This window comes from Chitinophaga agrisoli, from assembly GCF_008386695.1.
Lineage (GTDB): Bacteria > Bacteroidota > Bacteroidia > Chitinophagales > Chitinophagaceae > Chitinophaga > Chitinophaga agrisoli.
The window spans coordinates 53,767-67,260 of record NZ_VUOC01000003.1; the positions used below are offsets into that span (position 1 = coordinate 53,767).

A 13,494-nucleotide genomic window follows, 5' to 3' on the forward strand; every position below is an offset into this window, starting at 1 on the left:
GGCATGTTTCAACGCTAATAATTCAATGTCATGACCAATTATTACACTAAAAAGATCCTGGCTCTTTTGCTGCTCGCGCTGCCATTTGCCGCACGTGCCCAATTGGAAACATATAGCAGGTATAATGGCCACGGTGTAGTGGAGCCCAACATCAATTATTTTACCTCAAAGAAAATTACCAATAAGATCGCGCTGACCTTCTTTGGCCTCGTTGAACAAGAATGGAGTGAGGCGCTTGTAGGTGCTTCATATTTTCCCTCAACATCATTTAGTATTGGTGGCAGTATCGGTATTGAACATGGAACACATAGTCCGCGGTACAGCGTCAGTACATGGACGGGAAGGGGAAAAACAACACTGGCGGCTTTATTCGAGTTAGGCAGTGGGAAAGACAATTATTTATATAAGGCCAACCTGTTTCATAAATGTACGCCGCACTTTACTTTCGGCGCTACTGCCTGGAGGCTCCACGGTATAGGACCTAACTTCAGATATACTATTCCCAAATTGCAGACAACTATTTGGGGTATGCCTGCTTACGACTTTGAAGCAGATCAATCAAGATTGATGATTGGTATTAGCTTGGATATCGCGAAATTAAAATAACCGTATAATAAGTAAGGCCTTCCAAAGAATTGGAGGGCCTTACTGCTATTTTAATCAATCAATCAAAAAAAACTACGCTGGCATCATTGCAGTAGTGATGCCAATCCGGTTCCACACATTGATCGTAATGGCCGCCAGGATCACTTGTGCCAGATAACTTTCCTCAAGCACCTTGGCTGCCTGCTGATAAGTCTCATCTGATACATGTTCGCTAATTAACGTTACTTCCTCCGTCAGGGCCAGTATCGCCCGTTCTTCTTCAGAGAAGAAAGCAGTATCACGCCATGCATTAAGCGCATAGATCCGCTGCTCCGTTTCACCCGCTTTACGCGCCTCTCTTGTATGCATATCAATACAGAAAGCACAACCGTTTATTTGAGATGCCCTGATCTTGATCAGGTCTTTATGTTTCCTTGTCAGTGAGGTGCTTTCAATGAATTTCTCCAGGCCAAGAACGGCTTTGTATCCATCCGGGGCTACTTCGTCAAGTTTAATTCTTTTCGTCATTGCTTGAATTATTTAGATAATAGGCAAAACTCCTATGCCACAAAATTAGCGGATTGGTGTGGGCGCATTACAGACCACATTTAAAATAAAGGGTGGCCCAGTGATCTTACCTGTTATCCCAATAACCCATCAGTTGCTGCTTTTAATAAACTTGACCGGGGTATTATGATCGATACTCAAAAAATAGATCCCCGGCTGCAGCATACTCACATCTATTGTTCCATTGGTAGAGCAGCTAACGAGCTGTTTTCCTTGCAGGTCTGTTATACGTGCATGACTGGCCTGCGCCACGCCATTCACATGTAAGAGAGCGCCTACAGGGTTGGGATATATGTTAAAATGGGCTGCTTGCGTGACTTTCTCCTGCTTAAGCGCTGGGGCAGTTTGCCTGGAAAACATTGCGGCCGGCGTCACCGCCATAATTTTGCAGGAAGACATTTGATCATTGGCATTCGGGGCTAGGTCTTTAAACGATGGCGTATCGTAATCGATCGTCCAGGAAGTGCCGGTAAAATTATCTCCGGAATACATGATCAGCTGTCTGCCATCCGGTACCCGCACGGAAGATGCCCAGTCATTAGGTACGCCCAGCGTAGCCAGTTGCGCGGCGGTATAATTGCCCACGGGGATGATCTGGCTGGCTACGCCCTCATAGATCGGATTCTGATAGAATGTCACATCTGTATTAGTTTGTTGCCAGCTGTTGCCAACCAGGGTAGGAGGCGTGAACGTAGTGGTAGCATCGTTTTTAAAGGGCAATTGTCCGGCATTAAGATCAACCGCCGTATTATAGTTGATGCTGGCAGTGCCAACGGCTCCCGGATTAATATAAAAGGCTGTCAGCCGCGGATGTACCACCACATTGGCTACCACATTAACATTGAACTTGGCGATAGCGACCGCCTTGTTGGAGGCGTCCACTATCAGGTTCTGCTGCACGGTGCCTGTGGTGCCGTTGTTGATAAATATAGCTCCTTGTATAGTGCTGCGGAATCCGCCACAACGTACCAGCGTGTTATTTTTCACCTGTACGGATTCACAAGGATTGCCCGCCGTACCAAATGTTCCAAGTACAATACCTGACAGATCCGCATTGTCCGATACATAATTATACTGTATCAGCGAGTTCCGGCCGCCGGCTACACGTATGCCATTGGCATAAATAGTAGCAACAGAAGAGTTGTTGAGCACTTTGGTATCCACCATATTGGCCGCCGTACCGCCGCCGTTCTGCGCGTTAATGGCAATGCCATCATCAGCAGACCCGCGCACATAGTTATTCTGCGCGGTTAGCCGCAAGCCGGCATTATCCGTTTGAACAGATGAGCCATTGTTAAGGTTGATGCCATCTGCCCAGTCATTCGAGCAGCGGCTATCCTTGATAGTGCCATCAGTGCCGCTGCACCAGAAGCCGGCGCCTACATTATGCAGCCACACGCGCTCTACCAGCCAGCCATTGGCGCCCTGGATCGTAAACCCGTAGTCATGGCCATGCGCCAGATCCCTGGCTGTTTCATTTCCAAAAACATAAATATCCCGCAACGTACAATTTGTAAGGGACCATTTATGCCGCGCGCCAATAATGCGATAGAGGTTGGAGTACCACATGCCAGCCCCGCTGATCGTTATACCGGATGCATTAATGATCTTGCTGGTATGGAACGTACCGGCAGGGATCCACATCTCCTTTTTTTGCTGCTGGCAGGCATTGATACAGGCAATTATCTCGTCAGAATCATCTATATCATCCCCGGAGATGGCCCCAAAGGAGGTGATGGATAAAGAATTGGCTGGCTGTGTTTTGGCCGCTCCTACATTTTCCAGGTCAAACATATCCAGGTAATAAAAAGCAGCGGTATTGCTTGCGCTCTTTTTAAACATGATGGTGCTGCCGGGCGCAATAGGGGCGCCTTGTATCCAGGCGCGCGATTCATCCCAGTAGCGGTGCGGTATGCCATGGGATGGATCATTGTCTGCCCAATCCTGGGCTACGCCGTATTGCCAGCTGTATTTAGAGGTGAACGTGATGGCCTGCCGGAATACGCCGTCCACATACAGGTCCAGCGTGGCGGTGATGCCTCCTCCCTGGGGCGCATCAGGAATAGAGGCCCGTACTACAATGGTATTGGCATTAATACCCGTGTTGTTGGTCCAGGAAACAGCTGCGTTGGTAGCTTCCAGTGCTGCAAACGATCTGCCTGATGCCTCCAGCTCGGGTGTGGGCTGGGAAGGAAGGGAGGCCATGGTGCGTACGGATGCGCCCCCGCTAAGCGAGCCAGATTCCGCCTCTATGGATTTAAATGGCGTACTTGCGCCGGGCCCCTGGGCTAATACGGCCGGTCCAATAAGGAGGAACGGGATAACATACAGTGTACAGTACTTAGGGATGCTTTTAATAAAGGGTTTTTTCATAACGGAAGATTTAGGTGTTAGATGATTGCATAAAACCTAAATATAAAAGTGGGGGGATTAACAGACCCTTAACAAGAGGATTAACAGCCGGGTAAAATCAACTTATGCCGGGAAATTAATTCCGGGATCATGATTAATGTCATATTAAATATGGAACTCCACACACTGCCTCCGTTCAAAAAAAATATCTTGCATCTTCTTCTGTTTCCCATTAATTTTGCGAAATCTTACTATCAATTGCAGTTCACTGCAACTATACCTATTTAATAAACTTCATGTTATTTTGAAATCGGACAATGAGGTGGTTATTTAATTTTATTCTAACATTTTTCGTTTTCAGGGCAGGATGCGAGGCAGCCGCTTTGCAGACACACGATTGCCATGCCGCAAGAACGGTGTTTGAAATTGCGGCGCATATGCATAGCAATTATGCTTGCGCACATGAGCGGAGGAAAACCCGGATCGGCAAAACCGTCCCCTCAAATGCCGGAAAACTAAGCAACAAGCCCAAGGCTACAGAAGTAGAGGAAGACGATGAAACAGCGCCCTTCAGGAGATACCTGGAATGCGGCAGTTATTGCATCGGCTTTTACTTCGCGCAGGAAATTGGCAGCAGCTATAGCCATGTTGAGACCCATTTACCTTCCTGCGAGCACTTCTCTTATTACTCCTCCGATAAGTTTATCGTACACCGCGTGATCAGGATTTGATCGTTAACCCGCCACAGCAGGCAATCAAACCTTGCCTGATCCCTTCTCAATCATTATTTATTACGCTGCCCGCATAGCCTTCCGCTATAGGGGCCGGGTGCGTTTTGCACCTATCTGATCGGATCATAAAGAAATCTGAATTAAGAACACATATATATTATGAAGCGAATTCTCATGCCCATGGGCTTGTGCGCCTTGCTGTGCTATACAAGCTGTAAACCGAAGGAAGAAACCAAGGAAGAAACTGCCAAACTGGTAGTTACCAGCCCCTTGAAAATGGACACCACCCTTACCAAAGAATACGTATGTCAGATACGTTCTATCCGTAACATCGAACTGCGGGCCCAGGAAAAAGGCTACCTGCAGCAGGTGCTGGTAGATGAAGGCCAGTTCGTAAAAGCAGGACAGTTGTTATTTAAGATCATGCCTAAAATTTATGAGGCAGAGCTGCTGAAAGCAGAAGCGGAAACACAGGCCGCAGAGATCGAAGTACAGAATACCCAGGCGCTGGCTGATAAAAACGTAGTATCTAAAAATGAGCTGGCCCTCGCAAACGTGCGCTTAAAGAAAGCAAAGGCAGAACAGGCGCTGGCCCAGGTACACCTGGCGTTTACAGAGATCAGGGCGCCTTTTGACGGTATCATTGACCACCTGCATCTCAAACAGGGAAGCCTGGTAGAAGAGGGCGACCTGCTTACCAGCCTCTCAGATAACAGCCATATGTGGGTTTACTTCAACGTGTCAGAGCCGGAATACCTGAATTACGAGGCCACCGTAAAGCCAAAGGAAAAGATGGAAGTGAACCTCTTGATGGCCAACAAACAACTATTTAAACACCCCGGCCTGGTAGAGACCATCGAAGGTGAGTTCAATAATGAGACCGGCAATATCGCCTTCAGGGCAAACTTTCCCAACCAGGAAGGGCTTTTAAGACACGGCGAAACCGGCACCATACTGCTGAAAGAACCTATTAAAGACGCGCTGATCATCCCTCAGAAAGCAACCATGGAGATACTTGATAAGAAATACGTTTTTGTGGTGAATAAGGATAATGTGGTGCAGTTAAGGAATATTACCATCGGGGCAGAAATGCCAGACCTGTATGTAGTGCAGGACGGATTGAACGGCGGTGAGAAGATCCTGCTGGAAGGCCTGCGGAAGGTGAAGAATAATGATAAGATCTCGTTTAAGTACGAAGAGCCAAAGCCTTTGATCGCCCGTTTAATGTTACCGTCGGAATAATGTAAGTACCTAAAACTGCAAGAGAATGTTTAATATATTCATGAAGAGGCCGGTCTTTGCGATAGTGATATCAATAGTTATTGTGTTCATGGGCGTACTGGCTATTTATACTTTACCTACCTCACAATTCCCCTCTATTGCGCCGCCCAGGGTAATGGTGAGTGTTGCTTACCCCGGCGCCAGTGCGGATGTACTGGTAAAATCCGTGCTCATCCCGATGGAAAAAGCCGTGAACGGCGTACCCGGTATGAAGTACATGACCTCAGATGCCACCAGCGCCGGTGAGGCGAATATACAGGTGGTGTTCGAATTGGGTACTGACCCCAGCCAGGCGGTGGTAAATGTTAAGAACCGCGTGGAGCAGGTAACCAGCAGGCTCCCGCCACTGGTACAGCGGGAAGGTATCGTGGTGAACGTTTTACAACCCAACATGCTGATGTACGTGAACGTATACAGCACAGACCCTAAGGCAGACGAGAATTTCTTGTATAACTATGCCAACATTAACATATTACAGGAACTAAGAAGGGTAAAAGGGATAGGTAATGCCAAGATCCTGGGTAGCCGGCAGTACGCCATGCGTATTTGGCTAAAGCCGGACAGGATGCGGGCCTATAATGTGTCAACAGATGAAGTGATGGAAGCGCTGGGCGATCAGAGCATCATCGGTTCGCCGGGCAGGCTGGGCCGTAGTGACGGTAAGCGTTCAGAGGCCCTGGAATACGTATTGACCTACCAGGGGCGGTTTAACAAACCGGAACAGTATAAAGACGTGATCATACGGGCCAAGCCGAATGGAGAGATCCTTTACCTGAAAGATGTGGCGGATATCGAGTTCGGAAGTGAGTTTTATGATATCTACTCTAACCTCAATAACCACCCTTCAGCGGCCATTGTGTTAAAACAAACCTACGGAAGTAACGCCAGTGATGTGATCAAAAGGATCAAGTTAAAGCTGGATGAGATCAAGAAAACTTCTTTCCCTCCGGGAATGGACTATGAGATCAGTTATGACGTATCCAACTTCCTGAATGCCTCTATAGAAAAAGTGGTGCATACGCTGGCAGAGGCATTTGTGCTGGTGGCAATAGTGGTATTCATCTTCCTGGGCGACTGGCGTTCTACCCTTATCCCAACACTGGCGGTGCCTGTATCGCTGGTGGGCGCCTTCTTCTTCATGCAGCTTTTCGGCCTTACCATCAACCTCATTACGCTGTTCGCACTGGTACTGGCCATTGGTATAGTGGTGGATAATGCGATTGTGGTAATTGAGGCCGTACACGCCAAGATGGAAGAGGAGCATCTATCGCCATACCAGGCCACCATGAAGGTGATACACGAGATCAGCGGGGCTATCGTGGCCATCACGTTCGTAATGACCGCGGTATTTATTCCGGTGGCGTTTATGTCAGGTCCGGTGGGGATCTTCTATAGGCAGTTTGCCATCACCATGGCTACCTCCATCGTGCTGTCAGGCGTGGTAGCGCTTACGCTTACGCCTGTGCTCTGTGCCATGATCCTGAAGAATAACCATGGAAAGCCTAAGAAGAAAACGCCGGTAGATAAGTTTATCGATGCCTTCAACAAGCGGTTTGATAAACTGACGGGCAGGTACGAAAGCCTGTTAAAAGCAGTGGTGAACAGACGGGTGGTCACCTTTGCCATATTGATAGCTTTTGGGTTGGGCATATTCGGTATATCCACGGTGCTGCCGTCCGGTTTTATCCCGAATGAAGACCAGGGGATGATCTATGCCATTATCCAAACGCCCCCGGGCTCTACACTGGAACGGACCAACGACCTGGCCAGGAAACTGCAGCAGATCGCTGAACATGTGGAAGGTATCCAATCCGTTTCTGCACTGGCAGGTTATGAGGTGTTGACAGAAGGCCGCGGCTCCAATGCCGGTACCTGCCTGATCAACCTGAAGGACTGGAATGAGCGCAAACATTCTGTGAACGAGATCATCCAGGAGCTGGAAGAGAAATCCCGGGAGATCCCCGGGGCTACGATAGAATTCTTTGGCCCGCCGGCAGTGCCCGGTTATGGAGCAGCCGGCGGTTTTGCCTTACGCCTGTTGGATAAAACCAATAGCGATGATTACAAAGAGCTGGAAAAGGTGAACGATCAATTTATGGCGGCATTGGGAAAGAGAAAAGAGCTAAAAGGTCTGTTCACCTTCTTCAGCGCCAACTATCCGCAGTATGAACTGCAGATCGATAACAAGGCCGCTATGCAGAAAGGCGTTTCCATCGGCAAAGCCATGGATAACCTGTCCATCCTGATAGGCAGTACCTATGAGCTGGGCTTCATACGGTTCGGTACTTCCCTGAAAGTATATGTACAGGCTTCTCCGGAATACAGAAGGCTGCCGGACGATCTGATGAAACTGTACGTGAAGAACGACCGTGATGAGATGGTGCCCTATTCAGCCTTTATGTCAATAAAGAAATCGCATGGGTTAAACGAGATCACCAGGTATAACATGTATACCTCATCAGCCATCAGGGGCGAGCCAGCACCGGGCTACAGCAGCGGCGAGGCCACCAAAGTGATCCAGGAAGTAGCCGCGCAAACACTACCGCGTGGATATGATATTGATTGGGAAGGCTTGTCAAAAGATGAGGTGGAACGCGGTAACGAAGCGCTCTATATCTTCCTGATCGTACTGGCGTTTGTGTATCTGATCCTGGCTGCCCAGTATGAAAGTTTTATACTGCCATTGGCGGTGATCTTCTCGCTGCCGGCTGGCGTGTTTGGCGCATTCCTGTTAGTGAAGCTAATGGGATTGGCAAATGATATCTATGCCCAGGTGGGGCTGGTAATGCTGGTTGGTCTGTTGGGTAAGAACGCTGTACTGATCGTGGAGTTTGCGGTGCAGAAACACCGGTCCGGCGTACCCATCTACGAAGCGGCGATAGAAGGCGCCAGGGTGCGTTTCCGGCCCATATTAATGACCTCCCTCGCTTTTATCGCTGGTCTGGTCCCGCTGGTATTTGCTACCGGTCCGGGCGCCATCGGTAACCGCACCATTGGCTCTGCATCCGCAGGGGGTATGCTTATAGGAACCGTATTCGGAGTGATCGTCATCCCCGGCTTGTATTACTTTTTCGGCAAAATTGCAGGTAAAAGGAAGATGATTAAAGGGGAAGACGAGAATCCATTAACCGAGGAAATTGATCATAATGTTTAGACACAGTATATATAGATACCTGGTTATAGGAGGCGCCTGCCTGACCTATGCCGCCTGTAAAATGCCGGAGCTGACAGGGAAAACGGAAAACAAAACGGTGCCTGCGCAGTTCAGCAACGCGCAGGATACCGTCAGCGTAGCAGGCATACAGTGGAAGGATTATTTCCGTGACCCCAACCTGGTGGCGCTGATCGATACAGCTTTGCAGAACAACCAGGAGCTGAATATCACCATGCAGGAAATTGAGATCGCCCGGAACGAAGTTAGGGCCCGGAAAGGGGAGTACCTGCCGTTTGTAGGTCTGAGAGCCGCGGCAGACGTGGAAAAAGTGGGGCGTTACACCAGCCAGGGCGCAGGGGATGCCACCACTGAGATCAAACCGGGTAAAGAAATGCCGGACCCGCTGGCCAACTATCAGATCGCAGCTTTTGCTACCTGGGAGGCGGATATCTGGCACAAATTACACGACGCTAAAAAGGCGGCCGTAAGCAGGTACCTCTCTACCATCGAGGGCCGGAATTTCCTGGTCACCAATCTGATCGCTGAAATAGCCAATTCCTATTACGAACTGCTGGCGCTGGACAGGCAACTGGATATTGTAAAACAGAACATCGATATTCAAACCAATGCCCTCGAAATAGTAAGGCTGCAGAAAGACGCCGCCCGGGTAACCGAACTGGCCGTGCGCAAATTTGAGGCAGAAGTGCTCAACACCAAAAGCCTGCAGTTTGATATTCAGCAACAGATCACAGAAACGGAGAACAGGATCAATTTCCTGACAGGCCGGTATCCAACGCCGGTGCCCAGGAACGACGACACCTTTAACAGTGGTATTCCCGATGCCGTACATGCAGGTATGCCATCGCAGTTATTAGCGAACCGCCCTGATATTAAACAGGCAGAGCTGGAGCTAACAGCTGCAAAACTGGATGTACAGGTGGCCAAAAAGCAGTTCTACCCCTCTTTAGGTATTTCTGCCGCTATCGGTTACGAGGCATTTAATCCTACCTACCTGGTAAAAACACCCAAATCCCTGCTGTATTCATTGGCAGGGGATCTGGTAGCGCCGTTGGTGAACAGGAACGCAATAAAAGCATCCTATATCAGTGCCAATGCAAAACAGGTACAGGCGGTTTACAACTATGAGCGTACTATCCTGAACGCTTATGTGGAAGTAGCCAACCAGCTGGCTAAGATCGGTAACCTGGAAAAAAGTTATGATCTCAAAACAAAGCAGGTAGCGGCGCTTACAGAATCAATTACTATTTCAAATGATCTTTTCAAATCAGCGCGGGCTGATTATATGGAAGTTTTGATGACACAAAGGGACGCGCTGGAGTCGAAGTTTGAATTAGTGGAGACACAGAAACAGCGGCTGAATGCGGTGGTAAACATTTACCAGGCATTGGGCGGAGGTTGGAAGTAGAGTGATTGCTACAAACAACAAGGGGCTGGTCGTCTGGCCAGCCCCTTTATAGTTTATAAAAATCGCGTAGTTTTTATGGCCTTATAAACCCCAGCCCAAACGCTGTACCTGCGCCCAGCACTGCGCCGGCCGCCACATCAGAAGGGTTATGCACGCCCAGGTATAGCCTGGAATATCCCACAGTACCTGACCATAACAGCGCGGGCGCAATAATATACCATTTAGGATAGGCCCTGGCAAGCGCCGTAGCGCTGCTAAAAGCAGAGGATGTATGGCCGGAGGGGAACGAATATCCGCCCGGCGTATACACCGGGGTAAAGTTTACATGCAGCTTAAATGGGCGTGGCCTTTTAAAAATAAGTTTCATGGCCGTATTGAGCAAGGTGGTCACTGCGCAGCTGCTGGCGATATACAGTGCATTCTGCCGCATATCCGGGTTATGATCCGCTATGCCGCCTATCAGCAATCCCGCCGGTATGGCAACATTTACATAATCATTAGTATTGGAAATAAACAGGAAGAATTTGGTCTGTCCGGGGCTACGGGTATCGGCAATATGCTGTAGTGTACGGATATCAAAGGAATCAATCCTTGCCTGAGCATTAACAGCAGCGGGGAACAATACAAAAGATATAAGTAATTGCAAAATGCCTTTCATCAAACGCCGGATTAGGGTTTAAAAGTACAGTTTATATACAATGTGGCGCCCCGGCACAAACATTTGTTTCACGATACGCAAATTTCTGAAGACCTTTGCTGCGAAAATTGCAAGGTTATGGCGGCAAAAAAACAGACTGGATTACCCAAACAGGTATTCGATTACCTGGAGGCATTAAAGGAGAACAATAACAGGGAGTGGTTCGAATCAAACAGGCTTACCTACCAGGGCATCCTCTCTATGGTAGAAACATTCGCAGACGAGCTGCTGGCGCAAATGAACACATTCGACGTGATAGAAACGCCTTCAGGCAAAGCAAGCCTGTTTCGCATCTACCGGGATGTACGATTTTCCAAAGATAAATCCCCCTATAAAATCCACTGGGCAGGCCGCTTTAAACGGGCTACCAAATTTCGCCGGGGTGGTTATTACTTCGAGCTGGAACCCGGCAATACCATATTGGCAGGTGGCTTCCGCAACCCAAATGCAGACGATCTGAAAAAGATCCGGGATGATATCGCATTTGATCCTGGCCCGCTGCAGGCCATATTGAAAGACCGTAAGTTTGTGGCCACATTCGGCGCTTTACAGGGAGAGCAGCTGAAAGTAGTCCCCAGGGGATACGAACGGGACCACCCGGCCGGCGATCTGCTAAAGTATAAACAATTCCTGCTGATCAGGAAATTTACAGATGAAGAAGTGCTTGACAAGGGATTTGTAATAGCTGCCGCGCGTACTTTTCAGCAGATGAGCGGTTTTTTTGATTACATGAGCAGCGTGCTGGTGGCGGATAGTAACGGGGAATTGTCTTAGTGCACCCCATACTTTATCCCTACCTGCTCAAACAGCTTCCGGATCATATCGATCTTTCCTTCGCACATTTCCCCTAAGGAAATTTGCGCACTACTGGTCTCCGTATTTCTGCATGCAAAACAGATCTCTATAAACGCCAGTGCTTGTCCTTTGCCGTCCAGGAACAATATTGCATTCCTGGGCTCATAACACGCAACCGTTCTCGTGCTATGCCAACGACCGGGATAACCGTAGTTGTATAAAATATCCGTCAGCGTACCAGTCTGCGCCGGCGTGAGGGATTTGACCTCCTTTAAATCATTATATCTCACGGTATCCTTTGGCGGCGGAACCCCATCAGTTATTAATGCCGGGTCTATGTTATGTCCGTCTTTGGGGAATACAAACTCCTTTTGGAAAATATCCACCTTACCATCAAATGAAACAAACTGTACCTGGCTGGCCTGGTTGAAAGGATACATTTTCATCCGTGCATCAACACTATGATGTTTATTCTTTGCGCAATTGCTCTTCCACTTATGAGAGGATGGAGATGGCAATCTTTGCCCATATGCGAAGGACGTCACCAATAACAATGCTATAAATATTGATCTGTTGGCCATACCTACTTCCCTAATCTATACATCAACACCGCCGCCCTTTGTATCAGCACCGGGTACTCCCGCAAATTGATCGTCTCTCCCGCCTTATGCGCACCCGTCCCGGATGCGCCCAGTCCATCCAGACAATCCACATAGGCCGCAATATCGGAAATATCCCCTGCGCCCCTGGCGCCGGGATCACCCGCCACCGTACCACCCAGCCCCATATCCTTTGTTACCTTATCCGCTACAGCTACCAGCCGCATATTACCGGGTGTAGGCTCCATAGCCGGCAGCCCGTCAGAGAACTCAATGGAGGCCTGGGTACCAGACAGGCTCTGGGCTACGATGGTCCTCATTTTCTCCCGTGCGGCATTTTTCTGCCCTTCCGAGAGGAACCGCAGATCGCCGGTTACCCGGGTAGTGGGGGAGATGATGTTCGTTTTGCCCAGCGCTTCGCCCCTGGCGCCCTGGGCATCCACTTTTATCTCGGAGCCGCCTACGATCAGGCCGGGGTTAAAGCTAAGATACTGCTCATGCTGCAGCTGTTCCCGGAAAGTGTTCAATATCCGGGCGGCTTCATAAATAGCGCCATTGCCAGCGCCTTCTGTAAAAATACCGGAAGAGTGCCCCGTCTTAGCGGTAACATGCAGCACCCAGCCACTGGAGCCCCGGCGGGCGGCGGCTACGGTGTTCAGGTCCTTGGCAGATTCAAAGGCCAGGGCAATATCGCAGGTTTTGGCCCTGGCTATAAAATCCTGCCGGGCCACGGCATGCGGGGTGCCGGACCGCTCTTCGTCGCCGGTAAAGTAGGCGACAATATTCATATCCTTCAGCTGTCCTGCTGCCTCTAAAGCCTGTAACGCGGTAATGATCACCACATTACCTCCTTTCATATCATTCACGCCCTGGCCGGTGGCTGTGGAGTCATTCAGCATGGTGAACGGGCCGGCCGGCATATCCGGCTCAAAAACCGTATCCAAATGGCCTATCAGGAAAAGGCGTTTCCCCTTTTTGCCGGTATGGGTGGCCACCAGGTGCCCCGCGCGGTGCAGGGAGTCCGGCTCATTCACCCACTCGGTGGTAAAGCCCAGTTTCTCCAGCTCACGGGCATACAGTTCGCCTACTTTCTTTACGCCGGGTATGTTCAGCGTACCACTGTTTATGTTCACGGATTCGGTAAGCAGCTGCAGGGCCGCATCCATATGCTCATTCACATAGGCAATGGCCTTTTTTTCTGGCTTGCTAAGCTGGGCATAGCTGTAGGTGCAACAGGCGGGCAGCAGTAAACAGAACAGGAGTTTTTTCATACTGACTAAGATAATAATTCCCCGCAAGGCTTTGCC

Annotated in this window: 11 protein-coding genes; 6 read left to right on the plus strand and 5 right to left on the minus strand. The window is 49.3% G+C overall.

The window, feature by feature from the left end; all coding sequences use genetic code 11:
• Positions 1–30 precede the first annotated feature (30 nt).
• The gene (locus tag F0L74_RS15540) at positions 31–606 is read left to right on the plus strand and encodes a hypothetical protein (protein WP_149838830.1); all 576 of its coding nucleotides are present in this window, start codon (positions 31–33) and stop codon (positions 604–606) included.
• 72 nt (positions 607–678) lie between these two features.
• Here the strand turns inward: F0L74_RS15540 and F0L74_RS15545 are convergent, their stop codons facing one another.
• The gene (locus F0L74_RS15545; RefSeq protein WP_149838831.1) at positions 679–1,113 is read right to left on the minus strand and encodes a carboxymuconolactone decarboxylase family protein; all 435 of its coding nucleotides are present in this window, start codon (positions 1,111–1,113) and stop codon (positions 679–681) included.
• A gap of 129 nt (positions 1,114–1,242) precedes the next feature.
• Positions 1,243–3,525, minus strand: coding sequence for a right-handed parallel beta-helix repeat-containing protein (locus F0L74_RS15550; RefSeq protein WP_149838832.1), 2,283 nt, complete (start codon positions 3,523–3,525; stop codon positions 1,243–1,245).
• A 416-nt stretch (positions 3,526–3,941) separates the two neighbouring features.
• Between F0L74_RS15550 and F0L74_RS15555 the strand changes: the two genes are divergently transcribed.
• From F0L74_RS15555 to F0L74_RS15570, 4 genes are all read left to right on the plus strand, one after another.
• Positions 3,942–4,235 (plus strand): hypothetical protein, encoded by a 294-nt coding sequence (locus tag F0L74_RS15555; RefSeq protein WP_149838833.1) that lies wholly within the window; start codon positions 3,942–3,944, stop codon positions 4,233–4,235.
• Between the two features lie 159 nt (positions 4,236–4,394).
• Positions 4,395–5,477, plus strand: coding sequence for an efflux RND transporter periplasmic adaptor subunit (locus tag F0L74_RS15560; RefSeq protein WP_149838834.1), 1,083 nt, complete (start codon positions 4,395–4,397; stop codon positions 5,475–5,477).
• Positions 5,478–5,502: 25 nt separating this feature from the next.
• A complete protein-coding gene (locus F0L74_RS15565) occupies positions 5,503–8,670 on the plus strand; it encodes an efflux RND transporter permease subunit (protein WP_149838835.1) in 3,168 nt (1,055 codons plus the stop codon).
• Positions 8,663–10,096 carry a TolC family protein gene (locus F0L74_RS15570; RefSeq protein ID WP_149838836.1) on the plus strand — a complete coding sequence of 478 codons (1,434 nt, stop codon included), beginning with the start codon at positions 8,663–8,665 and terminating at the stop codon, positions 10,094–10,096. Before F0L74_RS15565 ends, F0L74_RS15570 begins: the two co-directional genes overlap by 8 nt.
• A 73-nt stretch (positions 10,097–10,169) precedes the next feature.
• On the opposite strand, the gene F0L74_RS15575 is transcribed toward F0L74_RS15570, so the two are convergent.
• Entirely contained in the window at positions 10,170–10,754 is a 585-nt protein-coding gene (locus F0L74_RS15575; protein WP_149838837.1) for a phosphatase PAP2 family protein, read from the minus strand.
• A 117-nt stretch (positions 10,755–10,871) separates the two neighbouring features.
• Between F0L74_RS15575 and F0L74_RS15580 the strand changes: the two genes are divergently transcribed.
• Positions 10,872–11,567, plus strand: a complete 696-nt coding sequence (locus F0L74_RS15580; protein ID WP_149838838.1) for a DUF2461 domain-containing protein — start codon at positions 10,872–10,874, stop codon at positions 11,565–11,567.
• On the opposite strand, the gene F0L74_RS15585 is transcribed toward F0L74_RS15580, so the two are convergent.
• Positions 11,564–12,034, minus strand: coding sequence for a hypothetical protein (locus tag F0L74_RS15585; protein WP_149838839.1), 471 nt, complete (start codon positions 12,032–12,034; stop codon positions 11,564–11,566). The genes F0L74_RS15580 and F0L74_RS15585 overlap by 4 nt on opposite strands.
• A gap of 137 nt (positions 12,035–12,171) precedes the next feature.
• Positions 12,172–13,458 carry a M20/M25/M40 family metallo-hydrolase gene (locus F0L74_RS15590; protein WP_149838840.1) on the minus strand — a complete coding sequence of 429 codons (1,287 nt, stop codon included), beginning with the start codon at positions 13,456–13,458 and terminating at the stop codon, positions 12,172–12,174.
• Positions 13,459–13,494: the final 36 nt, after the last annotated feature.

Bases quoted from the DNA above. Each gene is read 5' to 3' on its own strand.
- F0L74_RS15540 (WP_149838830.1), top strand. From the start codon at position 31: ATGACCAATTATTACACTAAAAAGATCCTGGCTCTTTTGCTGCTCGCG.
- F0L74_RS15545 (WP_149838831.1), bottom strand. From the start codon at position 1,113: ATGACGAAAAGAATTAAACTTGACGAAGTAGCCCCGGATGGATACAAA.
- F0L74_RS15550 (WP_149838832.1), bottom strand. From the start codon at position 3,525: ATGAAAAAACCCTTTATTAAAAGCATCCCTAAGTACTGTACACTGTAT.
- F0L74_RS15555 (WP_149838833.1), top strand. From the start codon at position 3,942: ATGCATAGCAATTATGCTTGCGCACATGAGCGGAGGAAAACCCGGATC.
- F0L74_RS15560 (WP_149838834.1), top strand. From the start codon at position 4,395: ATGAAGCGAATTCTCATGCCCATGGGCTTGTGCGCCTTGCTGTGCTAT.
- F0L74_RS15565 (WP_149838835.1), top strand. From the start codon at position 5,503: ATGTTTAATATATTCATGAAGAGGCCGGTCTTTGCGATAGTGATATCA.
- F0L74_RS15570 (WP_149838836.1), top strand. From the start codon at position 8,663: ATGTTTAGACACAGTATATATAGATACCTGGTTATAGGAGGCGCCTGC.
- F0L74_RS15575 (WP_149838837.1), bottom strand. From the start codon at position 10,754: ATGAAAGGCATTTTGCAATTACTTATATCTTTTGTATTGTTCCCCGCT.
- F0L74_RS15580 (WP_149838838.1), top strand. From the start codon at position 10,872: ATGGCGGCAAAAAAACAGACTGGATTACCCAAACAGGTATTCGATTAC.
- F0L74_RS15585 (WP_149838839.1), bottom strand. From the start codon at position 12,034: ATGAAAATGTATCCTTTCAACCAGGCCAGCCAGGTACAGTTTGTTTCA.
- F0L74_RS15590 (WP_149838840.1), bottom strand. From the start codon at position 13,458: ATGAAAAAACTCCTGTTCTGTTTACTGCTGCCCGCCTGTTGCACCTAC.